Below are 22,631 nucleotides of genomic sequence, written 5' to 3' on the forward strand. Positions count from 1 at the left end.
TCTGGCGAACCTAGAGCGACAACTGTCGCGTTAAGATGCTGGCACAGCCCTGCCGCCTTGATCAACCGGATACTGATTGCCGATGACAGACCCACTGGACACGACGTCGGACCGCCGTCCGGGCGGTCGCACCGCCCGCATCCGCGCCCAGGTTCTCGATGCGGTACGCGCCGAACTCGCTGAAGGCGGTCACGAAGGACTCACGATGGAGGGTGTCGCCACGCGGGCCGGAGTGCACCGCGCCACGGTCTACCGGCGCTGGCGCGATATCGGCGGCCTGCTCGTCGACGTCATCGCCGCCGCCGGCGAGATCGACTGGCAGCCGCCCGACACCGGCTCCCTGCGCGGCGATCTGACAGCCCTCAACCAGGAGATCCAGGAATCCCTGGTCGTGCAGCCGTCGTTCGCCGTCGCCCTGATGGCCGCCTCGTTCCACTCCGAACAGGCCGCGCGGGCCCAGACGCAGTTGTGGACGGACCGGTACACCCAGTGCGAAATCCTCGTCGAGCGCGCCATCGAGCGCGGTGAACTCCCCGCACAGCACACGGACGCGCGAAGCCTGCTGATCGCCGCCACGGCGCCCCTGTACCACCAGCTAGTGCTCCTGCGTGCCGATCCGGACCCGCAACTCCCGAAACGGGCCGCAGAGGCGGCAGTCCTGGCGGCTGCCGCGGGTGCCTTCTCCGTCCGTCGGGAAGAGAGCGTGTGATCGAGGAGACAGAGAGCGAACACAAGCGCAATCAAGAGCGCGACAAGACATGGATCACGGTCCAGTAGCCCTGGTTCGGACACCAGGGAGCAAATAGCCGCGAGGTCAACTTTCGAGGGCTCATCTACGGCGGCGGGCGGCCGGGGCGCGCTCGGAGACGTGCCGGGCGACCGCGTCCACACCGGGGCGGGCGTACCGCTCCAGGGAGCGGACTGAGGCGTGACGGGAGCGGGCCAGCAGCATCGGGGTGGAGGTGCCGCCCTCGACGTCGTGGGTGAGCGCACTGTGGCGGAGCCGGTGCAGGGTCCAGCCGTCCAGGTCCTCGATGTCCTCGGGTGAGGCGAGCGGGTTGGCCAGCAGCCGGGTGTTCTCCTCGAAGATCTCCTCGATCCGACGGTAGGGGAGCCGGGCCCGGCCGGTCTCCGGGCACACGTCCAGGGTCGCCGTTCCGGCGGGGGCCTTGCGGCCGGTGAGGAACAGCGGGCCGCGGCTACGGCCGGCGATCAGCCGGGGCAGCAGTTGGGCGGCGCCGGATTGCCAGTGGATCCACTCGGTCGCCCCGCCCTTGGCCAGGGTCCGGCCGCGCTTGTCGCCCGGGTGCAGGTCCTCGACGTTCAGGCACAGGATCTCCTCCACCCGGGCCGCCGATTCGTAGAGCATCTTCTCCCGCAGCGCGACGTCCAGGTGAAAAAGGGCGGCGATCTGGTTCTCGGCGAGGGCGCGGGTGCGGTCCGGCGGTGCCGGCCGCCGCTCGATGCCGATCGTCGGGTCGCATTCGATCCAGCCCTGCCGCTGCCACCAACCGATCGCCTTACGGGCGATGGACAGTTCACGGTTGACGGTGTCGGTGTCCATCTCGTCCGCCCGGGCCGCCGCCAGCTCGGCCAGTACCTCCGGCAGCGCCGGGGCATCGACCGCGGAGACGGGGAAGGCGGGCGGCTTCGCGCCCCGGCGGGAGGGACCGGTCGGCGCCGCCTCGTCGGCGAACATCCATCCCCACGTCGTCAGCGAGATCCGGTAGATCCGCGCGGAGGACTTCGCGATGCCCGCGCCGGTGAGGTACCGCTCGACCGCCGCGGTGTACGTGGCTGGAGGGGCGGACATAGGTACGACGCGGGCGCGCGGCAACCGAAGCGCGCCCCCTGGCTGCGAGCGTCGCAGATCCTCGGCCGGCTCGGCGGCAAAGGCGACCCCGTCGAGGCTGGAGGGCGTGCGGGCCAGGGTGCGACGTCTGGCCGACCGGGGCTGGGTGCGGGAGGTGACCCCGGATGTCTGTCGGCAACGCCTGAAAACGTGCCACCTCCAACGGATGAAAAGTGGCCCGTCTGAACCGTCTGGCTCGTTGAGCCAGGCAGGGAGGAAGGGTGATCAGCGTGGAGGACTGGGCGGAGATCCGCCGGTTGCACCGGTCCGAGGGCATGCCGATCAGAGCGATTGCTCGGAAGCTCGGGATCTCGCGGACGACGGTGCGGCGGGCGGTGTCCAGTGACCGGCCGCCGAAGTACGAGCGGGCCTCGAAGGGATCGGTCGTGGATGAGGTCGAGCCGAGGATCAGGGAACTGCTCGAGGTCTGGCCGGACATGCCGGCAACGGTGGTGGCCGAGCGGATTGGCTGGCAGCGGGGGATGACGGTCCTGCGGGACCGGCTGCGGGACCTGCGCCGGGACTATGTTCCGGCGGACCCGGCGTCCAGGACGGCTTATGAGCCGGGTGAGCTGGTCCAGTGCGATCTGTGGTTCCCGTCGGCGGAGATTCCGCTGGGGTTCGGGCAGACCGGCAGCCCACCGGTCCTGGTGATGGTCAGCGGTTACTCGCGCTGGATCATGGCGAGGATGCTGCCGACCCGGTCGGCTGCGGATCTGATCGCGGGGCACTGGCGGCTGCTGTCAGGGCTCGGAGCGGTTCCCAGGGCTTTGGTCTGGGACAACGAGGGTGCGGTCGGTTCCTGGCGGGGCGGGCGGCCGCGGCTGACGGAGGACTTCGCCGCGTTCGCCGGACTGCTGGGAATCCGGATCATCCAGTGCCGTCCGGGTGATCCGGAGGCGAAGGGCCTGGTCGAGCGGGCCAACGGCTATCTGGAGACCTCGTTCCTGCCCGGGCGGGTGTTCGCCTCGCCGACCGACTTCAACATTCAGCTGGAGGACTGGCTGCGGCGGGCGAACCGCCGGGTCCACCGCACTCTGCAGGCGCGTCCCGTCGACCGCATCGACGCGGATCGGGCGGGGATGCTGCCCTTGCCGCCGGTCGATCCGCCGGGCTGGTGGCGCACGTCGCTGCGGCTGCCGCGCGACCACTACGTCCGTGTCGACACCTGCGACTACTCCGTCCACCCTCTCGCCATCGGCCGCCGGATCGAGGTCAAGGCCGGCCTGGACGAGGTCCTGGTGTTCTGCGAGGGCACCGAGGTCGCCCGGCACGTCCGCTGCTGGGCCCGCCACCAGAGCATCACCGACCCCGCCCACTCCGCGGCGGCCGGCGCCGCCCGCCTGGCGGCCTGCAAGGAACCCGCCGCCGACGACGGTGAGGTCGAGGTCGAACAGCGGTCGCTGGACACCTACGACCGGATCTTCGGCGTCATCGAGGGCGGCCTCGGCAAGGAGGAGGAGATCGCATGACCACCACCACGGCCACCTCGTCAGGCCGGGACGTCACCTCCGAACTGGCCTATCTGACCCGGGTCCTCAAAGCCCCGGCCCTGCGGGAGGCAGCCTCCCGGCTGGCGGAGCGGGCGAAGGCCGAGCAGTGGGGCTTCGAGGAGTATCTGGCGGCCTGTCTGCAGCGGGAGGTCGCCGCCCGCGACGCGCACGGCGCCGAGAGCCGCATCCGCGCGGCCCGGTTCCCTTCCCGCAAGTCGCTCGAGGACTTCGACTTCGAGCACCAGCGGTCGGTGAAACGGGAGACGATCACCCACCTGGGCACCCTCGACTTCGTCGCGGGCAAGGAGAACGTGATCTTCCTCGGCCCGCCCGGCACGGGCAAGACGCACCTGGCCACGGGTCTGGGGATCCGGGCCTGTCAGGCCGGTCACCGGGTCGCGTTCGCGACCGCCGCCGAGTGGGTCGCCCGCCTCGCGAAGGCCCACGAGACCGGCCGCCTGGACGACGAGCTGGTCCGGCTCGGCCGGATCCCGCTGATCATCGTCGACGAGGTCGGCTACATCCCCTTCGAGCCCGAGGCCGCGAACCTGTTCTTCCAGTTCATCTCGGGCCGCTACGAGCGGGCCTCGGTCATCGTGACCAGCAACAAACCCTTCGGCCGCTGGGGCGAGGTCTTCGGCGACGACACCGTCGCCGCCGCCATGATCGACCGCCTCGTCCACCACGCCGAAGTCGTCTCCCTCAAGGGAGACAGCTACCGCATGCGCGGCCGCGACCTCGGACGGGTCCCCGCCGCCAACACCAGGGAATGACCAACATCAACTGACAAGCGGTCCACTTTTCATCCGCTGCCTCTGGTCCACGATTGCGCCGTTACCGACAGATGTCTTCGGCCGCCTCACCACCGAGACGCCGGCTACTAGTGCGGGATGAGTCCGGTGCGCCGGCGGCCGCCCGCGAGCCGGCGGCTCATGAGCATCGTCATGGACCAGAACACCACTGCCTCGTGCATCTGCGGCAAGGTCTCGTAGTCACGGAGGAGACGGCGTGAACGCATCAGCCAGCTCAGGGTCCGCTCGACCACCCACCTTCTGGGCAAGACCGTGAACCCGCGGGCGGCGTCGGAACGTCGGACGATGTCGAGGACGAGACGGAGCCGGTCGGCCGACCAGCCGACCAGGCTCCCGGAGTAGCCGCCGCCGGCCCAGACCCGCTCCAGGGAGTAATAGGCCGTCCGTCCCCGCTCGAGCAGGGCGACGACGGCGTCACGGCCCTGGACACTGGCCGCGGTGACGGAGACCGTCAGGAGCATGCCGAGGCAAGTCAGCATCCAATCAGCATTGGACCGGGGCAGTCTTCCGTACGTGCTCCCGGTCGATGGCTTCGCGGCAGGCTGCTTCGTGTAGATCACGCAGGTGAGAAGCCTGCTCGCCACGGCGCACGATGTTCCGGAAAGTCTTCGAGTCGAAGACATGCCGATGTACAGTGAAGGACGCCCCTGACCTGCAGAAAGCTGGCGGGGAGCCGTCTTCCAGGAGTCCAACATGCTGCGCACCATGTTCAAGTCCAAGATCTAGCGTTTTGGTGTTTTCGCAGGTCAGAGCCCTGATCTCCGCCTCCAGGTCAGCAAAAGGTCAGCAAGCCGGACGGTGTCCGGCTTGCTGACCTGCGCCTACGGCAGGGGCCTCCTGCGCCGCTCATCGCCCTGCTCGGAAGGCTTGATACGTGGCTCGACAACTCGCCCGTGGGATGGGGTCCTTCTTCAAGGAGTGCGGTTGCTCCAGGCCGACCCGCTGCCCGCACCCGTACACGATTCGGTTCCGGGACGCTCTCGGCAAGCAACGTGAAGAAGCCGGCTGCGACACGCAGGACGATGCGATCGAGCGTCTCACGCAGATCTACGCGGAGAAGAAGACCACGGCGCCATCTGTCGCCGAGGTTCGCCGCGAACTCGGTCAGCAGACGATCGTGGAATACGCGAAGCAGTGGCGGCCTCGGCAGCGCAAGATGACGGAGTACTCGACGGGATGGCACGTGGACAGCTCCATCAACGTGCACATCATTCCTCGTCTCGGGTCGCGGAAATTGAACTCGGTTACGCCCATTGTGGTCGAGTGCTTCCTGGACGAGTTGGAGACGGACGGGGTGGGGCGCGGAAACCAGGTGAACATCTTCCGCGTCCTCAAGACGATCCTCCGGGACGCGTATGACAAGGGCGCTATGGCGGACGACCCTGTGAAGGGCGTCCAGGAACCGGAATACGTCCGCGAAAAGGTGGTCATCCCGTCCCTCGCCTATCTGAAGAAGGCACGGGCAGCCGCTGACGAGTATCTCGCGCTTGAGATCGTCATGATGGTGGGCTGCGGCTTGCGGAACGGGGAAGCCCGGGCAGTGAACGTCAGCAACGTCGTGGCGGATGACGTCTACCGGGTGCATGAGCAGATCCATTCCAACACGCACAGGCCTGCGAAGCTGAAGCATCGCAGGGCGGGGGAGTTCCGGGAGGTTCCGCTGCCGCTGCCGCGCTCGGTGCGGGAGGCGATGGAGCGGTACGAGGAGAAGCGCGGCACCACGAGGGAGGGCTATCTGCTGCGCGGTCCGAGCGGCTACTACACGGAGCCGGTGGAACGCCGCCGTGTGCAGAAGCTCTTCGACCTCCCTGCGGAGGACGGTGTCGGGATGTACGGCTTCCGGCACTACTTCGCCTCGAACGTCCTCGGAAACGGGATACCGATCACCGACGTGGCGGAATGGATGGGCCACAAGTCCATCGAGGAGGCGTATCGCACCTACCGGCATCTGATGCCGGGGAGCATCACCAAGGCGGCACGCATCCTGGACACCGGCCTGTGGGACGCGGCCTGAGGCCGCAGCGAAGCCTGCCGGGGCTGCCCTCCGGTTGGGCCGCAGCGGCACCACGTGGGCACAGGTTGCAGAAACCGTCTACGGGCGTCCACGCCAGTCCATCGTGGGTGCTTTGTGGCAGGTCAGGGCGTCGCAGTCCGAGGGCGTCGGCGTAATTGGTGACAGACGCATGACAGCGCCAGTGATAGACCGAGGCTCCGCCGAGGAGCATCCTTGGTGGGCCTCTGCCCGGAGCCATGAGATCCAGCCTCACCGGAGCGCTCGGGTGGGGCAGCGCCGTGAAGCTGACTGTGCGTACACGCGTGACGCGTTCGGCTCGTCATGCAGTTCGTCTTCCAGCGCTGTCCTCGGAGACGCTGCATTTGCGATCACATCATGATGGACGACGTCCCAAGCGGTTGAACACCGAGGCGTCCTTTGCCGCCCTTTGCGGAGGTACAACGGCTAACACAATGAGGTCGCTGGTCAGGGGTCTGTACGGTGAACGCCGCATCCAGGAGCGCAAGGCATCGAAGAGGGCATCCCTGCTGGTCGACGGCCGGGGCTCGCACGCGGCAGCGTCGCGATCACCCGGGCCGGACTGCGTGCGTGCGGACTGCCGTGCCTTTCCAGTAGTCCTACAGCGGTACCCACTCGGCCGTTGAGACCAGAAGGCACGGCAATCCGCTGCTTCACCGGGCTGACCCGCTTGCTCGAACTCAGAGCAGGTCACGCTCCATCAGGTCATCCGCTTCCTCCCAAGTGACGAAGGAGCACGCTCCGGTATTCAGGTCGACGGCCACGGGCAGGTTCCCGCCGAGTTGCATGTCCTGACGTCCGTGATCGAGGTACTCGACATGGTCGTAGGGAGCGATGAACCGTCCCTTGTCCGTGAAGCAGTACTCGGGAGTGATCCTCACGTTGGAGGAAAGCCCCCATGTTCTGCTTTCCTCCGTGAGGAACTCTGCGGCCCTGCGCTCGGCTTCTTCCGGGTCGAGCATGTCAGTTGGCCCTCATCACGTAGTAGTTGCGGTATTTCTTGTGCGCTGGATTGGCCTTGCCCGACTGGAAGTCGAGGAAGACCACCTTTCCATCGATGTTCGCGACATTGAAGTAGTGGCCCACGCCCTTCCTCGGCCATGCTCCTATGATCGCCCGAGCACCGGGCCCCCGGCGCAGCATGTCGCTCACGATGACGTTGAGGCCGCCGACCTGGTTACCGCTGGCGTTGTGGTCGTAGGTGTAGGCGGCGCCTGCGACGGTGGCGGCGGAGATCTGCCCGGCCAGGTCGTAGGTGTAGGTGTCGGCGCCCTTCTTGGTCTGGTTGCCTTCGGCGTCGTAGCCGTAGGCGGTGGTCGTGGTGCCGGTGGTGGTGGAGGTGAGCTGGTCGGCCGCGTCGTAGGTGTAACTGGTGGACGTGGTGCCGAGGGCGGAGGTCAGACGGTTGCCGACCTTGTCGTAGGTGTAGGACGTGGCGCGGCTCGTGGCGCAGCCGGCGACCCAGGGCTGGGGGAAGCAGCCGGAGGTGAGGCGGCCTGCGGTGTCGTAGGTGAGGTCGTAGCCGGTCGTGCCGACGTTGGCGCGGGTGATGTCGACGTGGGTGGGCAGGCCCGCGGGGGAGAGGGTGTGCGCGGTCTTGGTGACCGTGGTGCCGGCCTTGGCGGAGGTGACGGCGGTGAGGCGGCCGGCCCGGTCGTAGGTGCGGTCCTCGGTCTCGGTGTTGGGCAGCGCGGACGTGGTGAGGTTGCCGGCCGGGTCCCAGGTGTAGGTGGTGGTCTTGCCGTCGGCCAGCATGGTGGCGGTGCGGCCGTCGTTGTCGTAGGTGTAGGTGATCGTGTTGCCGTCGGAGTACTTGCGGGTGAGCATCTGCCCGGCGGCGTCGTAGGTGTAGGCGAAGCCGCGGGTCTTGGTGAGGTTGCCGACCGCGTCGTAGACGAAGTCCTCGGAGATCTTGGAGTTGGCGCGGGCGGTCAGCTGTCCGGCGTCGTCGTAGCCGAACGTCGCGTCGGGGGTGGAGTCGGAGTAGTCGACCTTGGTGAGCAGGCCGCGCGGGTCGTAGGTGTAGCCGGTGGACCCGCGGGGCGTGGTCTTCTTGGTGAGGTTGCCGGCGGCGTCGTAGGCGTAGGTGGTCTCCCGCTGCAGCGGGTCGGTGACCGAGGTGCGGCGGCGGGCCGCGTCGTAGCCGTACGTGGTGACGTGGCCGTTGGCGTCGGTGCGCTCGGTGACGTTGCCCACTGTGTCGTAGCCGTACGTGGTGACCGCGCCGCCCGGAGCGGTGACTTCGGTCAGCCGGTCCAGCTTGTCGTATCCGTAGGCGGTGGCGCGCTTGTCGGCGTCCGTCTGCTTGACGACGTTGTTCACGGCGTCGTAGGCGGTGGTGGTCACCATGCGGATGGTCGACCGCCTGATCGCCGCCGGCCTCGCCGACCGACAGCCGAACCCCACCAGCCGACGTGAGACGCTGCTCCGGCTCACCGAGGAAGGCAGCCGCACGGTCGCCGATGTCACCGCCCGCCGCCGCGCTGCGATCACCGAGATCGTGCAGCGGCTGAGCCCGACTCAGCGATCGGCCCTCGTCGAGGCGCTGGCCGCATTCAACGAAGCAGGCGGAGAGCCGTTTGCTCCGGTCCGGGACGACACGGTGGGCCCTCATCCGTTGGGGTGGACGACAGGTCTCCCGGCAGTCGGCGACGCCTGAGGGCCTGCCGGTCTTCGTCATTCGATCCGAAGTTTTGCATCACGCAAGAGACTCGTGGAGAAGGGGTGCCCGCTCCCGGATCCCGGCCGTAGGGAGCTCGGTGCTGGACGGGGACATGTGCAGTGTTCTACGCCCGGGGCCGGCATCGCGGCGGCTCCGGCGGCATCGGGACGGACCGGGTGATCGACGCCGTGGGTGTGGACGCCCAGCGACCGTCCCACGGGCCGGCCGCCGAAGCCCTGCGCAGTCAGGGCGAGCAGTTCGGCCACGAACGGGACGAGGCGGTTCCGGAGCAGAACCCGGACGGAAAGACGTGGGTGCCCGGCGACGCGCCGTCACCGGCGGCCCGCTGGGCGGTGCAGATGGCGGCCAAGGCCGGCACGATCGGCACCGTGGTGGTCTATCCGCCGCAGGTGCAGCATTACCCGTTCGGTGAGGCGTTCATGAAGAACCTCACGCTCAAGAGGGACAACTGCAACCACCGCCGCTACGTGCCCGGCCCGGTGTCCATGGTCGCCGCGGGCCGTCTCGACCCCACGCCGCTGATCACCCGCTGGGTCGGAACCGAGAACGCGCTCGACGCCTACCGGACTTTCGACCGGCGCGAGTCCGGCTGGACAAAGGTGGCCCTCGACGTCGTGGGCGACGGACCACGAGGGCGGGGGCGACCGGTCATGACGGCAGAGGCGGGCGAGAAGGCACAAAAGACGGACGACTTCCACTGCGCCGGTTGCAGCGAGAAAGTCCATGTCGAGGAAGGGGACAAGATGCCCCTCCTGCCCGAACGGACACAAGGAGTTCGAGATTCGCCGCAACGAACCGGGCGACAAGTCCTGACCGGGCGGACCGCTGCCGGCGGCCGAGCCACGTCAAGGGCTCCCGTCCGATGACGAGCCCCGGCCCGTCGAGCGCTCCGGGGTGCTACGCCACCGGCGCCGCCATGACCCTGGGCGCTTGACCGGTCGGATCCTCGCGGGCAGGCCGCTCAGTTCGCACGGGGCCGGTCGTCGTGGTTGCCGGTTCCCGTGCCGCTGTGCTCCTGCGGCCATTGCCGTGGTTTTCTGTCGTCGTCGGGAAGGCCGATCAGTTCTTCGACGTCGAAGATCCGTGCGATCGGTACGTCCGTGCTGCTGTGGGCGATGATCGAGAAGGCGATGGTGACGGCGATCAGGGTGAACGCCTCCTCGCCCTGCGGGATGCCGGCCTGGAGCACCAGCAGTCCGTAGACCACCGAGGCGAAGCCTTTGGGGCCGAACCACGCCGCGGTGAGCTTCTCCTTGCGGTTGAAGTCGGTGCCCACCAGGGACAGCAGCAGCGAGGCCGGGCGGATGAGGACGATGCACAGGACCGCCACCGCGTAGCCGCCGATCGACAGCTCGCCGAAAAGGTGCGGGGTGAGCAGGGCGCCGAAGACCAACAGCGCCGCGAACTTGGCGAGCTCGGCGAGGGCTCCCCCCAACGGTTCGAAGGCGTCCTTGGCCTGCGGCGCGAGTGCGGCGATCACCGCGCCCGCGGAGAAGGCGGCGAGATAGGGGTTGGCGTGGGTGAGGTGGCAGGCCGCGTACAGGATGACACCGACCGCCAGCGGCAGCAGGGGCTGAAGCGAGAGTTCCGCGCCCAGCAGCCGGAAGCGGACCAGCCAGTGCACCAGCAGCGGCAGGGCCACGCCGAAGAGGAGCCCGAGGAGGAGTTCACCGGCGATCGAGGCGGCACCGACGTCCTCGGTGTGGCCGACGGGGGCGGCCGCCGCGATGAGGACGAGGACGAACGGCAGCGCGAGGCCGTCGTTGACGCCGCTTTCGATGTTGAGCAGTTGCCGCAGCCGGGCGGGGACCTCCTCGCGGCCCACGATGGCCGAGGCGAACACCGGGTCGGTGGGTGCCAGTACGGCGCCGATCAGGAAGGACGTCGTCCAGTCCAGGCCGACGAGGAAGTGAGTGAGCAGCGCGACCCCGAGGAAGGCCAGCGGCATGCCCAGGCCGAGCGCGCGGGCCGGGTTGCGCCAGGACCGGCGCAGGGCCGGGAAGGAGACGTGCATCCCGTCGGTGAACAGCACCGCGAAGAGCGCCAGGTCCGCGGTGACCCGGACGATGTCGCTGTCCGGGGTGATGTGGATCAGACCGAGGAAGCCGTCGCTGACGAGCGCGCCGCCCACCAGAAACAGCAGCGAGGTGGACAGCACCGAGCGGGCGGCCAGCCCTGACAGCAGCACGGCCACCAACAGCGCCGCTCCGAAGACGATGACGAGTACCACCTGGAACGCTCCCCGCTGTCGGCCGGGTCTTGTGGCGCCGGCCCGGATCGGCAGGCGCCTCTGTCCTGTCCTCTGCCACGGCCCGGGCCCGGTATGCCTACCCGCCGAGCACCTGTTCATCGCGCGCTGCCGTCCGGATCCGCTGCGCCCGGGACACCGAGAACACACAAGTGCCGTCGTTCTGGCCCATGGAGGTCTGTGCCATGACCGGTCCGCCGACCCGCTTTCCGGACCAGGTGCGACGGGCGCGTCAGCGCGAGCAGGACCGGCAACGGCGTGGCACCAATGCCTCCACCGCACCCCGCGCTCCAGCGGACGCGTTCGCCGCGGCCCTCTCGGATTGATCGGCTGAGATGACGACGGGAGGGATCGAGCCTCAGCAGGAGGACGCCCGGGAGCGGAACGCCGGGGCCGACTCGGTTCTGATCCGCTGCACGCGCGCTGTCCGTGTACCGATGTGCAGCCGTGTCGCTGTCAGCTGACGAGGATTTGAGTGGAGGACTCCTTCAGCTTCGCGTTCGCCCACCGCATCTGGCGCAGGGTGTCGGGGTGGCAGGACTGGACGGTCGCGAGCAGTTCGGTGTCCTTCAGCCCTTGCGCGGCTTGGCCGAGCATCTCCCAGTCCACCGAGAGCCCGGCTGCCTTGATGTAGACCTCCCGGAGGTCCCTCAGCAGGAGCAGGGCCACCTGTGGTTTCCGGCCGACGAGCTCGCTGGCCTTGTCCCGCAGGCGTTCGGCTGTCTTCAGTTCGTCCACGGGGTCGGGATCGAGCCGGACGCCGAACCGTTCGCCGAGGTCCGCGAGGGTGCGGACATGCCGCTGCGACCAGCGGGCCAGATCCCGGGCGACGTGGTAGATCTCATGGTCGACCTTGTGACGTTCGGAGACGCGCAGCAGCTCGTGTGCGAGGTCGTTCTCGTCCCGGTGCAGTTCGTGCAGCAGCAGTCCGATCTTCATCGCCTGCCTCCCTCGCCCGACGGACGCGGATCCTCTTCGGCGTGTGCGCCCTCCCCGCCGGTGGTCACGGGCACGCGCGCGGCCACCGGGGCGGAGGCGGTCGTGGTCGGGGCGGGTGAGGGCCCGTCGCCCTCGGCGACGCGGTGGAGGGCGGCCGCCGCGGTCTTGAAGATCGGCTGCTTGGACGCGGGGTCCCAGTCGGTGAGGGTGAGCTCGTTGGCCGCCCGGCCCGCGTGGGCGGGTTCGTGTCCGGCGTCCGTGTCCCAGTAGCCGTAGTGGAAGGGGAGGAACAGCACGCCCTCGCGGATGCCGCTGACGCGCAGCCTGGCCCGGACGCTGCCGCGGGGTGTGGTGACCTCCATCAGGTCCCCCTCCTCCAGTCCTTCCGCGCTCGCGTCGCGGGCTGAGATCTCCACCCACACCTCCGGGGCGGCGGCCTGCAGTTGCGGGGCGCGGGCGGTCTTGGTGCGGGTGTGGAAGTGGTACAGCGTGCGGCCGGTGATCAGTACGTACGGGAAGTCCTCGCCGGGCTGCTCGTGGGGCGGAAGGAAACCGGCTGCCTTGAGCATGGCCTTGCCGTCGGGGTTGAGCGCCTTGTACTCGGCGGGTTCGAGCGGGGCGCCGGTGAGCAGGTCCCGGCCGTAGCTCTCGCAGTACTCGGGGTCGCTGAAGAACGCGCCGTCGGCGTAGAGGCGTTCGGTGCCGTCCGGGTGCTCCTCGGTGCACGGCCACTGGATGCCGCCGCGCTCGCGCAGCTTGTCGTAGGTGAGGCCGGTGTAGTCGCACGGCCGGCCGCGGCTGCATTCCTTCCACGCCTCGAAGGCCGATTCCGCGTCGTGCCACTTCACCAGCGGCCGGCCGTCCTTGTCGCGCAGGTCCAGGCGGCGCGCGTAGTCGATGAAGATGTCCAGGTCCGCACGTGCCTGGCCGGGAGGGTCGACGGCCTTCTCCGACAGGTGGACCGTGCGGTCGGCGTTGGTGAAGGTGCCGGTCTTCTCGCCCCAGGTGGCCGCGGGCAGCACCACGTCCGCCAGCTGTGCCGTCTCGGTCAGGAAGAGGTCCTGGACCACCAGGAACAACCGCTTCTGGGCAAGTACGGAGCGGATGCGGCCCAGTTCCGGCAGGGACACCGCGGGGTTGGTGGCGCTGACCCACAGCATGCGGATGGACCCGTCCTCCGCGTACCGCATCATCTGCATGGCGTGGGTGGGCGGGGAGTAGTGCGGAATTTGCATCGGGTCGATGTTCCACACGCGGGCCAGCTCGGCCACGTGCGCGTCGTTGGACCAGTTGCGGAATCCCGCGAGATCACCGTCCGCGCCGCATTCGCGGGTGTTCTCCGCCGTGGGCTGTCCGTTCATCTGCAGCAGGCCGCAGCCGGGCCGGCCCAGCATGCCGCGGATCAGGTGCAGGTTGTTGACCTGGACGGCGGCGGCAGTGGCCTGGTGGGACTGGTAGAAGCCCTGGAGCACCGTGGACATCAGCCGCTGCGCGGTGCCCAGCACGCGGGCGGCTTCACGGATCCGGTCGGCGGGCACGTCGCAGATCTCCGCCACGTGCTCGGGCGGATAGTCCTCGACCCGTTCGCTCAACTCGTCGAAACCCACGACGTGGGCGTCGATGTAGTCGCGGTCGATCCAGCCGTTGGCGATGATCTCGTGCAGCAGGCCGTTCATCAGCGCCACGTTCGTCCCCGGGCGGGGTGCCAGGTGCACGGTGGCCGCCCGTGCCACCGGCGTCGTCCGGGGGTCGACGCAGACCAGGGCGGGCGGGTTGGGTCCTGCCAGCCGGTCCAGCACCCGCGCCCACAGCACGCTCTGCGTCTCGGCCATGTTGTGGCCGAACAGGGCGATGGCGTCCGCGTGGTCGATGTCGGCGTAGGAGCCGGGCTGCCCGTCACAGCCGAACGACTCCTTCAACGCCGCCGCCGCGGTCGCCGTGCACAACCGGGTGTTGCCGTCCACGTGGTTGGTGCCCAGCCCGCCGTGGGCGATCACCCCCAGCGTGTAGTACTCCTCGGCGAACAGCTGCCCGGTGGTGTAGAAGCCGATCGCACTCGGTCCCTGCTCCTCCAGGAGTTCCCGGGTCCGTGCCACGACGCGGTCCATCGCGGTGTCCCAGTCGGTCTCCACCAGCCTGCCGTTCTCCCGCACCAGCGGCCGCGTCAGCCGGTCGGCGGAGGCGTTCGCCTGCCAGCCGAACAGGTCCTTCGGGCCCAGCCGGCCGTGGTTGACCCGGTCGTGCGCCCGGCCCCGCACCCCGACGATCCGGCCGTCCTTCACCGCGATGTCCATCGCATCCCCGTTCGAATGCAGGATGGACGCCGACGGCACCCACCGGTCCACCTGCTCGGCGCTCACGCCTTCCGCCAGGTGGGTGTCCACCCGCACCGGCCAGGGCATGCCCGGCCCGTACGGCGTCCGGCTTCCCCACGGCTCGGCGATCGCGTCCCTGCGGCCCACGGCCACCATCCCCTTTCACACGTAGCGCGCGTCATGCCGGCGCGGCGATGACACGGGCGGTGGGTACCCGGACCGGACGGGACGATTTCCCGGATTCTCGAAAGGAAGAACTCCCCGGCCCGACGGCCGATGTCGTCACAGCTCCCGGCGCACTCCGGCTTCCTTGATGACGTCGGCGAACTGGTGCCCGGAGGTACCGTCGAAGGCCCTGGCCCCCGAGCCTCGCCGCAACGTCGGCAGTACCGTACGGCGCCTGACGTCCTCGACTTCGAAGGCCAGTGCGGCATACAGCGCGACAGCGGTGAGCACCAGGCCCGTGACGCCGGCCGCCTCCTTCCATGCCGTGCCGCCGGACAGGTGGTAGGCGCCGGTGAGGAAGAAGCGCAGTGACGACGTGACCAGGACCACGGAGGCGACGAGTTTGTCGGCTCCGCCGGCCGTGACCGGTATCAGCAGCGCGAGCCCGGCCAGCAGGAGCAGCAACCCGGCGGCTTCGCTGGTGGCCCCCGGCGGGCCGCTCGCCATGATCGCACCCATCGCCAGCCAGGTGCCGGCCAGTACACCCATGCCTGTTGCCGCGACGGCGTCACGGCACAGGAACCCCAGCACGCTCGCCAGCGCCTGCACCGGGAAGACGAAGGCCAGCAGCACCAGCGCGACCGCGTGCGACTGAGCCGCCGGAACCCAGCCGAGCTGCAGCCCCGCCAGGACGAAGGTGCCACCGGACAGCCCCACGAACCCCAGGGGCAGAGGGCTGCCCACGGGACGCACGACAATGCGAGAATAAGGCTCTCTCGCCTCCTCCCGCGCACCCTCGGGCCGTTCCCCACCGATTCCCGCGGGCCGGGCGCCGGGGTGCGCGCCCCCGTTCGCGGAATTGACCATCTCGGGCTCCACGGCGTTGATTCCTGGACTCGTCCCTTCCTACCCTGGATCGACTTCTTGCGCCTTCTGGGGTTCTCCGGCGGACGGCTCACGCGGTGCCGAGCCGCTTGCCCAGCCATGGGAGCACCTGGGAACACGCCGGACCTGTCCGATGACCCGGAGCAGGCGTCTACGGCGGGGCTGGTCCATCGGGCGGGTTGACGGGCTGAAGGGACATGTTCCTTTCACGGCCGGGCAAGCAGACGGGCATGCTGAACGTCCTGCTGACGGTGGTCGGTGCCCTGGGACTGGTGGTGGCGGCGCTCTCCGGGCCTCTCCGGCGCGTCCCGCTGAGCGCGCCGCTCCTGGCCCTGCTGACGGGTGTGGTGTTCGGTCCGGAGGCGCTGGGAGCCGTTGATCTGCCCACAGTGGTGGAGGGACACAAAGAGCTGCACGAGGTGTCCCGTCTGCTCCTGGCGGTCTCGGTCATGGCCGTGGCCCTGCGCTATCCGTTCCGTGAGGTGCGAGCGCGGGCGAGGCCGCTGCTCGTCCTGCTGGTCGTGGCCATGGCCGGGATGGCACTGCTCACCACGGTGGTGTCGGTCGTCGTACTCGGGCTCGGACTCGGTACGGCAGCGCTGCTGGGAGCGGCTCTGTGCCCGACCGACCCGGTGCTCGCCTCCAGCGTCGTCACCGGCGAGCCCGCAGAAAAGGGCATCGCCGCCCGGACCCGGCAGTTGCTCTCCTTGGAGTCGGGTGCCAACGACGGGCTCGCGCTGCCCCTGGTGCTCGCCGCTGTGGCGATCGCCGGACCGCTGACGGGGACACGAGCGCTGACCGAGTCCCTGTGGCAGGTGCTGGGCGCGCTCGTTCTCGGAGTGGCAGCGGGCTGGTTGGGAGGGAAAGTACTGCGCGTGGCGGAGAGGGGCGGAAGCATCTCACCCGGCCCGCTGCTGGTGTACACCCTGTTGCTGGCCCTCTTCGTGCTGGGCGTGTCCGGGCTGCTGCGCTTCGACGGCGTTCTGGCCGTCTTCGTCAGTGGCCTGGCCTTCAACGCGGTCAGTTCGGTGGACGAACGGGCGAGTGAGAACAAGATCGACGAAGCGGTCAACCGCTTCCTCGTCCTGCCGCTGTTCGTACTGCTCGGAGCCATGATCCCCTGGCACGAGTGGGGCCAGCTGGGCTGGTGGCGCGGCACCCTGCTGGTTCTCGGCGCGCTGCTGGTGCGCCGTCTGCCGGTCCTGCTCGCCCTCAAGCGCTCCCTGTCCCTGCCCTGGCGGGATGCCGTCTTCCTGGGCTGGTTCGGCCCCATCGGCGTCTCGGCCCTGTTCTACCTGACCATGGAGGCCCACCGGCTCGGCGCCGACCCCGGGGTTCTGGCGGCGGGGACGCTGGTCATCGTGGCCAGCACCGTCGTGCACGGCGTCACCACGGCTCCCGGTCTGGCCCTCTACCGTCGAGCGGCCACCGGAGGAACCGAGGAAACCGTGACATGAATCCGCACAGGGTACCCACGAGTCCATCGCGGGGCCGGAGCGCCTGTCCGGTCCGGCACGGCGGCACATGCCTCACCCTCTCCGGCTCCACGCGCATGACCGGTCGAGCCGGCGGCCGGCGAGCCGGACCACGCAGCCGGCCGTGCCCTCCCGGCGACAGGCACGAGGCCGACGAGCGTGCGCGGCTCCGCCGGGCGGTGGCGGGACGGCCGCCGACCTGACGGACCGGTCTTTCGGACCTTGGTCCTTGTGGTCCTTGTGGGAGGGGGCCCTCGCGCCGGGTACCAGAGGCTTTGTGTTCTTCGATTCCTGGAATGAGATTTTCCGCGTACTCGCCATGGCGGGGCTGGCCTACCCGATCCTCATCGCCGTGGTGCGTGTGTCGGGCAAGCGGACCTTGTCGAAGATGAACGCCTCCGACCTGGTGGTCACGGTCGCACTGGGATCGACCCTGGCCACCATCCTGCTCAACCGGCAGGTGGCCCTCTGGGAGGGGGCCCTCGCCCTCGGCTCGCTGGTGACGCTGCAGTTCGTCACCGCCTGGGCGTCGGTCCGCTTCCGGGGTGTTCGCCGACTGGTGAAGGCCGAGCCGACCCTGCTGCTGCACGAGGGCCGCTTGCTCCATGAGGCGATGCGACGCCAACGGGTCACACCTGACGAGGTGCGTCAGGCGATCCGCGCCCAGGGGACCGGGGCGCTGGAACTGGTACACGCGGTGGTCCTGGAGACGGACGGCAGCTTCAGCGTGATCTCCCGCTCGCAACACGGCTCGGGAAGCGCCATGGACGACGTGCCGCAGTGGCAAACGCGCCACCGCGACGTCGGACAGCAGGCTGCCCCTCAGCGCGGCGACCGTCATGGACCTGCCTGAACGGGCTCGCCCTGGACACCGCAGTGGTAAGCGGCTCTCCGGAGGGACCCGCGACAGGCACTACCGACGAGCGGCGCGCGAGCCGCGAGCCGCCACCGCATCGGACGCGCCGCGACCGCGGCCGGCCTCGCCGGGACGGGTTACGCGCTGTTTCGTCGCGTCAGGTTCTGAACCGCACGCATCGCCGGTGCTTCACCCCGGGGTATGGGTGCCGGCCAACCGCAGGACCGCCGGCCCAGGGAGATGATCAGAACGTTGGCGCCTGTTCGCAGCGTCGGCACGCCTCCGGCTCTGGGACGCGACGTGAGGGAGCCGATCGCCGCGAACCTTCGGCGCATCGTCTTCACGCCCCCTCGCCGCCCAACCCTGCCCCCTCATCTGCGGCCGGCGCCGTTGCCTCCGTTCGCGCCAGGTTCAACGCGCCGCGACCGCGATCAGGGCCGAGCGGTGCTGACGGAGCACTCGGCGGTTTGCGGCGTTGGGCGTGGTGTTACCCCTACGTGGACGGAATCAGCCGTCGTTGGACACCACTGGAGGGTTCTTTCATGACCACTGCAGTCAAGGACATGCTCGACACCTACCCTGCCGATCTGGGCGGGGTGGACCGGGAGAAGCTCGCCCGGTGCATCGAGGAGTGCATCGCCTGTGCACAGGCGTGTACCGCGTGCGCGGACGCATGCCTGTCGGAGGAGATGGTCGGTGAACTGACCAAGTGCATCCGCACGAACGCCGACTGTGCCGACATCTGCAACGCCACCGCCGCGGTACTGTCCCGCCACACCGGCTACGACGCCAACATCACCCGCGCGATCCTCCAGGCGTGCGCCACCGTCTGCAAAGCCTGTGCCGACGAGTGCGGGCGCCACGCCGACCAGCACGACCACTGCCGCGTGTGCGCCGAAGCCTGCCGCCGCTGCGAGCAGGCGTGCAACGACCTGATCGATTCCCTGGGCTGACATACTCCCCGTCCACTCCGCCGCTGCATCGGGCGGACGGGGCCGGCTTCGGAGGGCGGCAGCCTGTGGGTCCCCAGTTCCGCCCGGTCGCATCCGCGCGGACCGCACGCGAGCCGGTCGCAAGTGGCCGGATGATCTTGAAGGAATGTTCGGTGCAATCCCGAGGCACGGAGCGGCCGGCTATGCCGCGAGGAGGCATCGCATGTCCGTGAGCGAGAGGACGTCGGCGCACGCGGTGATCTCAGCCAGGGGTCGGCGCGGCGGAGCGCACGTGTGCTCGAGGATGCCCTGGCGCTTTTCCGCACCGGAGCGTTCGGGTCGGGTCAGACGCTGTCCGACATCACCGCAGACATTCTGGCCGGCAGGGCAGGGGTACGTCGGATCCGCGATCCGTGCCCGCGTCCAGTCTGCGGGGTCGGGTGGGCAAGACCACGCCGATCTTTGGCATCAGCCGCCGGGGCAGGGGCACGGCGGATACGGCGTCAGGAAGCGGCAGTCCGCTGGCCAGGCATGTATCCGAGGAGTCCGTGTTGCTGTTTCCGTGCCACTGCCTCACCGAAGACCAGATCGTGATTGAGAGAGATCGACGACGCCATCGATTTCAACACGGAGGACGTCGCCCACGGGCACCTCTGCGGGGAGATCTCGCGGTCGGCCGCCCGCACCGTGATCATCGATGTACAAACGCCCTTGGTCACCGCCACGGCTGTCACTGTCCTGCTGCGTACCCGGCGATTCGCCCATAGCCGTGGAGCCGTGCTGTGTGTGGTGGCGCGTCGATCGCTGGCCCGCAGGGCCTTCCGCGCAACCTGGAGTTCCACCTCTACCCGGACGCCAGCGGAATCAGCATCCGTATCGTCCCCAGCGGTGTACAGCCCCCGCCCGCACCGGCGTCGAGCCACTCCGCGCGCCCGGCCACTCCGGCCCGCGCGGGCAGGCCCTACCAGCTCACCCACCTGGCCGCCGGACTGACCGAGGTCGTCGGAATACAGGACGTCGTCACCCTGGTCGCCGAACAGGTCATGCCCGCCTTCGGCGCGCGGGGCCTGGTGCTGTCCACAGCGGAGGCCGGCCGGCTGCGGATCACCGGATACCGCGGCTACGACCCCACATCATCGAGCGCCTCGACGGTCTGTCCATCGACACCGGCTTCCCCCCGGCCGGGCGCGCCCTCAGCAGCGGTATCCCCGCCTTCTTCTCCGATCCGGAGGAGATGCGCCGGCTGTACCCCAAGGCCCCTCAGGTCAGCGGAAAACAGGCATGGGCCTTCCCCTGATCATCTCCGGCCGGCCCGTCGGCTGCTGCATCCTGTCCTACGACCACCCCCGCGCGTTCCCGGCCGAGGAACGCGCCGTCATGACCTCGCTCGCCGGCCTCATCGCCCAGGCGCTCGACCGCGCCCGCCTCTACGACACCAAGCACGAACTTGCGCACGGCCTCCAGCAGGCGGTACTGCCGCGAGCCCTCCCGAGATCGCCGGTCTGCGCGTCGCCGCCCGCTACCTCCCCGCGACCCGGGGCATGGCCATCGGCGGTGACTTCTACGACCCGATCCGGCTCGGCGACACCGCCGCCGCGGCCGTCATCGGCGACGTCCAAGGGCACAACGTCGCCGCCGCCGCTGTGATGGGCCAGGTCCGCGCCGGCATCTACGCCCACGCGACCGTCGGCACGTCCCCCGACCAGATCCTCGCCAGAACCAACCGGCTCCTCGCCGACCTCTTCACCAGCTGCCTCTACGCCCGCCTCGACTTCGCCTGCCGACGCGTGACGCTGGCCGGCGCCGGCCACCCGCCACCCCTACTGCGCCTGGCCGACGGCGACACCCGGCCCGCCGACGTCTCGCCCGGCCCCCTCCTGGGAATCGACCCCGAGGCCGTCTTCCCCCTGACCGAGATCCCCCTCACCCCGGGCTTGACGCTCGCCTTCTACACCGACAGCCTCATCGAAAAACCGGGGATCGATCTCGACGACGCCATCGCCGGCCTCGCGCACCATCTCGCCCAGGCCGACGAACGGGACCTCGACCTGCTCATCGACCACCTGCTCAGCAAAGCCGGCACGGACAGGCAGCGTGCCGACGACATCGCTCTCCTGGTCCTTCACCACGACGCGGTGCACCACGACGCGGGCTGACCGCACGACGGCTGCATGCTTCGGGTGGTCCCTCAGGGGAACCCGTCGCCCCGAACAACCTCCGAAGCGAGACAGGTGCTCACACATGTCCAATCCACAGCAGCCAGAACAGCGACGCAGTCAGAAGGGCGGCGGCACGCCCCAGCAGAGCGGCGAGAACAAGGCCCGCGAGATGGAGGCGAAGGGCAGCAGCGCCCACGGCACGGACAAGGGCGACAAGGGCGGCGGAGAAGGCGGCGGAGTGCCGCCGGACCAGCAGACCGAGCACCCGTAACCCTCCCGGCGACCTGTCGCAGTCACCGATCCACCCGAGAAGGGAGATACGCCATGCCGGCCGGATCGAGCTCCAAGCGTGAGCGCCAGTACGAACACATCAAGGAGGGCGCCGAGGACCGCGGCGCATCGTCGAAGCGCGCCAAGGAGATCGCCGCACGGACGGTCAACAAGGAGCGGGCCAGGGCGGGCGAGTCGAAGAGCGCCAGCAAGACCTCGACGCGTGACCCCAAGTCGGCATCCCAGCGCGGCGGACAGCGCTCACACAGCGGCGCGCAGGGCCCCACCAAGGACCAGTTGTACGAAGAGGCCAAGAAGCGCAACATCCAGGGCCGCTCCTCGATGAGTAAGAAGCAGTTGGAGAACGCCCTGGGCCGCTGACCCGAGGTTTCACACCGTCGGCTGGAAGACGGACGGGGCGGGGCCAGGTGGCTGCTGCCCAGCTGATCCTCGCTTCGGCTTCTGCTGTGGTCTGCTCCGGTGGCATGGCCTTGACTGTGTGCGTACTGCGCTCACGCACTCGGTCAGTCGGGTGGCCTGGCGCCATGCCGTTTCCTGAGCTTCAAGGTGCCTGACCCGGTACGCCTCCGCGTACCGGGTGCGGGTCTGTTCCATGCGGTGAGCCACAGGTATCTGGTGACGTGCCGCCATGAGGGCGGAGACGATGTCACGCGTGCCGGTGAACACGCACAGGGTGCAGCTGACGCCGTCCAGGCATCGCCGGTATTCCTCGCCGCCGTTCTCTACGTGCAGCGCCTCGTACTGCTCGACCAGGTCCTTCGAGACGGCAGGGTGTGTCAGCAACGTCGGGGTCTCCCCTGGTCGCCGCCGCTCGCTTGGGCCGCATACGGACCTGGGTGCCCCGAGCCCCGGCCCGCAGTCGCACGTCGTGTGGGACAAGGGGCCGGGGCTCGGGACAGGGACGGCGTCAGTCGGTGGACAGCGCCTGCAGCAGATCACCGACCTGGGGGTCGGGCAGGGAGCGGGCGACATCGGCCTGGGCGACCATGCCGACCAGGTCGTGTCCGTCGATCACCGGCAGACGGCGCACCTTGTGAGCGGACATGGTGCGCAGGATCTCCTGTACGTCGTCGTCGGCACCGATGGTGACGGCCTCACCTTGGGCCAGTTCCCCGGCCGGACAGGTGGCCGGGTCCTTTCCGGCACCCAGGACCTTCACCACGATGTCCCGGTCGGTCAGGACGCCCTTCAGCTTGTTGTCGGTGCCGCAGATCGGCAGCGCGCCGACCCCGAGGTCCTTCATCTTGCGGGCCGCGTCCAGCACCGTCTCCTCGGCACCGATGCACTCGGCTCCGCCGGTCATGATGTCGCGCGCCTTGGTCATGGACTTCCCTTCTTCGGTGTGCCACCTTCCGCACGCGGGCCGAGGGCGGCGATTGGACGGATGCGACATGTGTTCCCGAGCGCTACGGCTGGTAACGGGCCATTCCTCCTTTCTCCGCTGACTGCGTGCGCGGCCTGCCCAGCGCGCGGGTGCGGGCCCATGCCGTCGGG

Annotated in this window: 22 protein-coding genes and 1 pseudogene; 13 read left to right on the plus strand and 10 right to left on the minus strand. The window is 69.2% G+C overall.

The window, feature by feature from the left end:
• Positions 1–82 precede the first annotated feature (82 nt).
• The gene (locus tag ACWH4W_RS19440; RefSeq protein ID WP_473076985.1) at positions 83–709 is read left to right on the plus strand and encodes a TetR/AcrR family transcriptional regulator; all 627 of its coding nucleotides are present in this window, start codon (positions 83–85) and stop codon (positions 707–709) included.
• Between the two features lie 120 nt (positions 710–829).
• On the opposite strand, the gene ACWH4W_RS19445 is transcribed toward ACWH4W_RS19440, so the two are convergent.
• Positions 830–1,813 carry a tyrosine-type recombinase/integrase gene (locus ACWH4W_RS19445; RefSeq protein ID WP_473076986.1) on the minus strand — a complete coding sequence of 328 codons (984 nt, stop codon included), beginning with the start codon at positions 1,811–1,813 and terminating at the stop codon, positions 830–832.
• 260 nt (positions 1,814–2,073) lie between these two features.
• On the opposite strand from ACWH4W_RS19445, the gene istA reads away from it, so the two are divergent.
• Positions 2,074–3,324, plus strand: a complete 1,251-nt coding sequence (gene istA, locus ACWH4W_RS19450) for an IS21 family transposase (RefSeq protein WP_473074291.1) — start codon at positions 2,074–2,076, stop codon at positions 3,322–3,324.
• The gene (gene istB, locus ACWH4W_RS19455; RefSeq protein WP_473074290.1) at positions 3,321–4,118 is read left to right on the plus strand and encodes an IS21-like element helper ATPase IstB; all 798 of its coding nucleotides are present in this window, start codon (positions 3,321–3,323) and stop codon (positions 4,116–4,118) included. Before istA ends, istB begins: the two co-directional genes overlap by 4 nt.
• Positions 4,119–4,225: 107 nt before the next feature.
• Here the strand turns inward: istB and ACWH4W_RS19460 are convergent, their stop codons facing one another.
• Positions 4,226–4,636, minus strand: a complete 411-nt coding sequence (locus tag ACWH4W_RS19460) for a transposase (RefSeq protein WP_473076987.1) — start codon at positions 4,634–4,636, stop codon at positions 4,226–4,228.
• A 419-nt stretch (positions 4,637–5,055) separates the two neighbouring features.
• Here ACWH4W_RS19460 and ACWH4W_RS19465 point away from each other — a divergent pair, with 419 nt between their 5' ends.
• Positions 5,056–6,171, plus strand: coding sequence for a tyrosine-type recombinase/integrase (locus ACWH4W_RS19465; protein WP_473077550.1), 1,116 nt, complete (start codon positions 5,056–5,058; stop codon positions 6,169–6,171).
• 698 nt (positions 6,172–6,869) lie between these two features.
• Here the strand turns inward: ACWH4W_RS19465 and ACWH4W_RS19470 are convergent.
• Both ACWH4W_RS19470 and ACWH4W_RS19475 read right to left on the minus strand, forming a co-directional pair.
• On the minus strand, positions 6,870–7,151 hold the full coding sequence (locus ACWH4W_RS19470) for a hypothetical protein (RefSeq protein ID WP_473076988.1): 282 nt from the start codon (positions 7,149–7,151) through the stop codon (positions 6,870–6,872).
• Between the two features lies 1 nt (position 7,152).
• Positions 7,153–8,535, minus strand: coding sequence for a toxin glutamine deamidase domain-containing protein (locus tag ACWH4W_RS19475; RefSeq protein WP_473077551.1), 1,383 nt, complete (start codon positions 8,533–8,535; stop codon positions 7,153–7,155).
• Between the two features lies 1 nt (position 8,536).
• On the opposite strand from ACWH4W_RS19475, the pseudogene ACWH4W_RS19480 reads away from it, so the two are divergent.
• Together ACWH4W_RS19480 and ACWH4W_RS19485 are read left to right on the plus strand one after the other, a co-directional pair.
• A pseudogene (locus ACWH4W_RS19480) lies at positions 8,537–8,848 on the plus strand (MarR family winged helix-turn-helix transcriptional regulator); the annotation flags it as partial.
• A 122-nt stretch (positions 8,849–8,970) separates the two neighbouring features.
• Positions 8,971–9,738, plus strand: a complete 768-nt coding sequence (locus ACWH4W_RS19485; protein WP_473076989.1) for an MDR/zinc-dependent alcohol dehydrogenase-like family protein — start codon at positions 8,971–8,973, stop codon at positions 9,736–9,738.
• 95 nt (positions 9,739–9,833) lie between these two features.
• Here ACWH4W_RS19485 and ACWH4W_RS19490 read toward each other — a convergent pair whose 3' ends face one another.
• The 4 genes from ACWH4W_RS19490 to ACWH4W_RS19505 all read right to left on the minus strand — a co-directional run bounded on the left by ACWH4W_RS19490 (position 9,834) and on the right by ACWH4W_RS19505 (position 15,406).
• On the minus strand, positions 9,834–11,102 hold the full coding sequence (locus ACWH4W_RS19490) for a cation:proton antiporter (RefSeq protein WP_473076990.1): 1,269 nt from the start codon (positions 11,100–11,102) through the stop codon (positions 9,834–9,836).
• A gap of 474 nt (positions 11,103–11,576) precedes the next feature.
• The gene (locus ACWH4W_RS19495; RefSeq protein WP_473076991.1) at positions 11,577–12,059 is read right to left on the minus strand and encodes a hypothetical protein; all 483 of its coding nucleotides are present in this window, start codon (positions 12,057–12,059) and stop codon (positions 11,577–11,579) included.
• The gene (locus ACWH4W_RS19500) at positions 12,056–14,461 is read right to left on the minus strand and encodes a molybdopterin oxidoreductase family protein (protein WP_473077552.1); all 2,406 of its coding nucleotides are present in this window, start codon (positions 14,459–14,461) and stop codon (positions 12,056–12,058) included. The genes ACWH4W_RS19495 and ACWH4W_RS19500 overlap by 4 nt, the downstream gene beginning before the upstream one ends.
• 195 nt (positions 14,462–14,656) lie before the next feature.
• A complete protein-coding gene (locus ACWH4W_RS19505; protein WP_473077553.1) occupies positions 14,657–15,406 on the minus strand; it encodes a GPR1/FUN34/YaaH family transporter in 750 nt (249 codons plus the stop codon).
• 215 nt (positions 15,407–15,621) lie between these two features.
• On the opposite strand from ACWH4W_RS19505, the gene ACWH4W_RS19510 reads away from it, so the two are divergent.
• The 7 genes from ACWH4W_RS19510 (at position 15,622) to ACWH4W_RS19540 (ending at position 21,497) form a co-directional block, all read left to right on the plus strand.
• A complete protein-coding gene (locus ACWH4W_RS19510; protein ID WP_473076992.1) occupies positions 15,622–16,881 on the plus strand; it encodes a cation:proton antiporter domain-containing protein in 1,260 nt (419 codons plus the stop codon).
• 295 nt (positions 16,882–17,176) lie between these two features.
• Positions 17,177–17,752, plus strand: coding sequence for a DUF421 domain-containing protein (locus ACWH4W_RS19515; protein WP_473076993.1), 576 nt, complete (start codon positions 17,177–17,179; stop codon positions 17,750–17,752).
• 545 nt (positions 17,753–18,297) lie between these two features.
• Complete coding sequence (locus ACWH4W_RS19520; RefSeq protein ID WP_473076994.1) at positions 18,298–18,708, plus strand: four-helix bundle copper-binding protein; 411 nt, start codon at positions 18,298–18,300, stop codon at positions 18,706–18,708.
• Between the two features lie 1,260 nt (positions 18,709–19,968).
• Positions 19,969–20,334 carry a GAF domain-containing protein gene (locus ACWH4W_RS19525; RefSeq protein ID WP_473076995.1) on the plus strand — a complete coding sequence of 122 codons (366 nt, stop codon included), beginning with the start codon at positions 19,969–19,971 and terminating at the stop codon, positions 20,332–20,334.
• Complete coding sequence (locus tag ACWH4W_RS19530; protein ID WP_473076996.1) at positions 20,229–20,843, plus strand: PP2C family protein-serine/threonine phosphatase; 615 nt, start codon at positions 20,229–20,231, stop codon at positions 20,841–20,843. Before ACWH4W_RS19525 ends, ACWH4W_RS19530 begins: the two co-directional genes overlap by 106 nt.
• A gap of 85 nt (positions 20,844–20,928) precedes the next feature.
• Positions 20,929–21,117 carry a hypothetical protein gene (locus ACWH4W_RS19535; protein WP_473076997.1) on the plus strand — a complete coding sequence of 63 codons (189 nt, stop codon included), beginning with the start codon at positions 20,929–20,931 and terminating at the stop codon, positions 21,115–21,117.
• A gap of 53 nt (positions 21,118–21,170) precedes the next feature.
• Positions 21,171–21,497, plus strand: coding sequence for a plasmid stabilization protein (locus tag ACWH4W_RS19540; RefSeq protein ID WP_473076998.1), 327 nt, complete (start codon positions 21,171–21,173; stop codon positions 21,495–21,497).
• A gap of 9 nt (positions 21,498–21,506) precedes the next feature.
• Here the strand turns inward: ACWH4W_RS19540 and ACWH4W_RS19545 are convergent, their stop codons facing one another.
• Positions 21,507–22,109, minus strand: a complete 603-nt coding sequence (locus tag ACWH4W_RS19545; RefSeq protein ID WP_473076999.1) for a DUF5133 domain-containing protein — start codon at positions 22,107–22,109, stop codon at positions 21,507–21,509.
• On the minus strand, positions 22,045–22,461 hold the full coding sequence (locus ACWH4W_RS19550) for a CBS domain-containing protein (protein WP_473077000.1): 417 nt from the start codon (positions 22,459–22,461) through the stop codon (positions 22,045–22,047). The genes ACWH4W_RS19545 and ACWH4W_RS19550 overlap by 65 nt, the downstream gene beginning before the upstream one ends.
• Positions 22,462–22,631: the final 170 nt, after the last annotated feature.

The organism is Streptomyces sp. DSM 120436 (assembly GCF_055778765.1).

Excerpts from the sequence above, each read along its gene's own strand:
- ACWH4W_RS19460 (WP_473076987.1), bottom strand. The coding sequence starts at position 4,636 with ATGCTGACTTGCCTCGGCATGCTCCTGACGGTCTCCGTCACCGCGGCC.
- ACWH4W_RS19500 (WP_473077552.1), bottom strand. The coding sequence starts at position 14,461 with ATGCCCTGGCCGGTGCGGGTGGACACCCACCTGGCGGAAGGCGTGAGC.
- ACWH4W_RS19465 (WP_473077550.1), top strand. The coding sequence starts at position 5,056 with ATGGGGTCCTTCTTCAAGGAGTGCGGTTGCTCCAGGCCGACCCGCTGC.
- ACWH4W_RS19440 (WP_473076985.1), top strand. The coding sequence starts at position 83 with ATGACAGACCCACTGGACACGACGTCGGACCGCCGTCCGGGCGGTCGC.
- ACWH4W_RS19445 (WP_473076986.1), bottom strand. The coding sequence starts at position 1,813 with ATGTCCGCCCCTCCAGCCACGTACACCGCGGCGGTCGAGCGGTACCTC.
- ACWH4W_RS19520 (WP_473076994.1), top strand. The coding sequence starts at position 18,298 with ATGACCACTGCAGTCAAGGACATGCTCGACACCTACCCTGCCGATCTG.
- ACWH4W_RS19470 (WP_473076988.1), bottom strand. The coding sequence starts at position 7,151 with ATGCTCGACCCGGAAGAAGCCGAGCGCAGGGCCGCAGAGTTCCTCACG.
- ACWH4W_RS19525 (WP_473076995.1), top strand. The coding sequence starts at position 19,969 with ATGGGCCTTCCCCTGATCATCTCCGGCCGGCCCGTCGGCTGCTGCATC.
- ACWH4W_RS19535 (WP_473076997.1), top strand. The coding sequence starts at position 20,929 with ATGTCCAATCCACAGCAGCCAGAACAGCGACGCAGTCAGAAGGGCGGC.
- ACWH4W_RS19510 (WP_473076992.1), top strand. The coding sequence starts at position 15,622 with ATGTTCCTTTCACGGCCGGGCAAGCAGACGGGCATGCTGAACGTCCTG.
- ACWH4W_RS19530 (WP_473076996.1), top strand. The coding sequence starts at position 20,229 with ATGGCCATCGGCGGTGACTTCTACGACCCGATCCGGCTCGGCGACACC.
- ACWH4W_RS19550 (WP_473077000.1), bottom strand. The coding sequence starts at position 22,461 with ATGACCAAGGCGCGCGACATCATGACCGGCGGAGCCGAGTGCATCGGT.
- istB (WP_473074290.1), top strand. The coding sequence starts at position 3,321 with ATGACCACCACCACGGCCACCTCGTCAGGCCGGGACGTCACCTCCGAA.
- ACWH4W_RS19540 (WP_473076998.1), top strand. The coding sequence starts at position 21,171 with ATGCCGGCCGGATCGAGCTCCAAGCGTGAGCGCCAGTACGAACACATC.
- ACWH4W_RS19545 (WP_473076999.1), bottom strand. The coding sequence starts at position 22,109 with ATGTCGCCCGCTCCCTGCCCGACCCCCAGGTCGGTGATCTGCTGCAGG.
- ACWH4W_RS19505 (WP_473077553.1), bottom strand. The coding sequence starts at position 15,406 with ATGGTCAATTCCGCGAACGGGGGCGCGCACCCCGGCGCCCGGCCCGCG.
- ACWH4W_RS19495 (WP_473076991.1), bottom strand. The coding sequence starts at position 12,059 with ATGAAGATCGGACTGCTGCTGCACGAACTGCACCGGGACGAGAACGAC.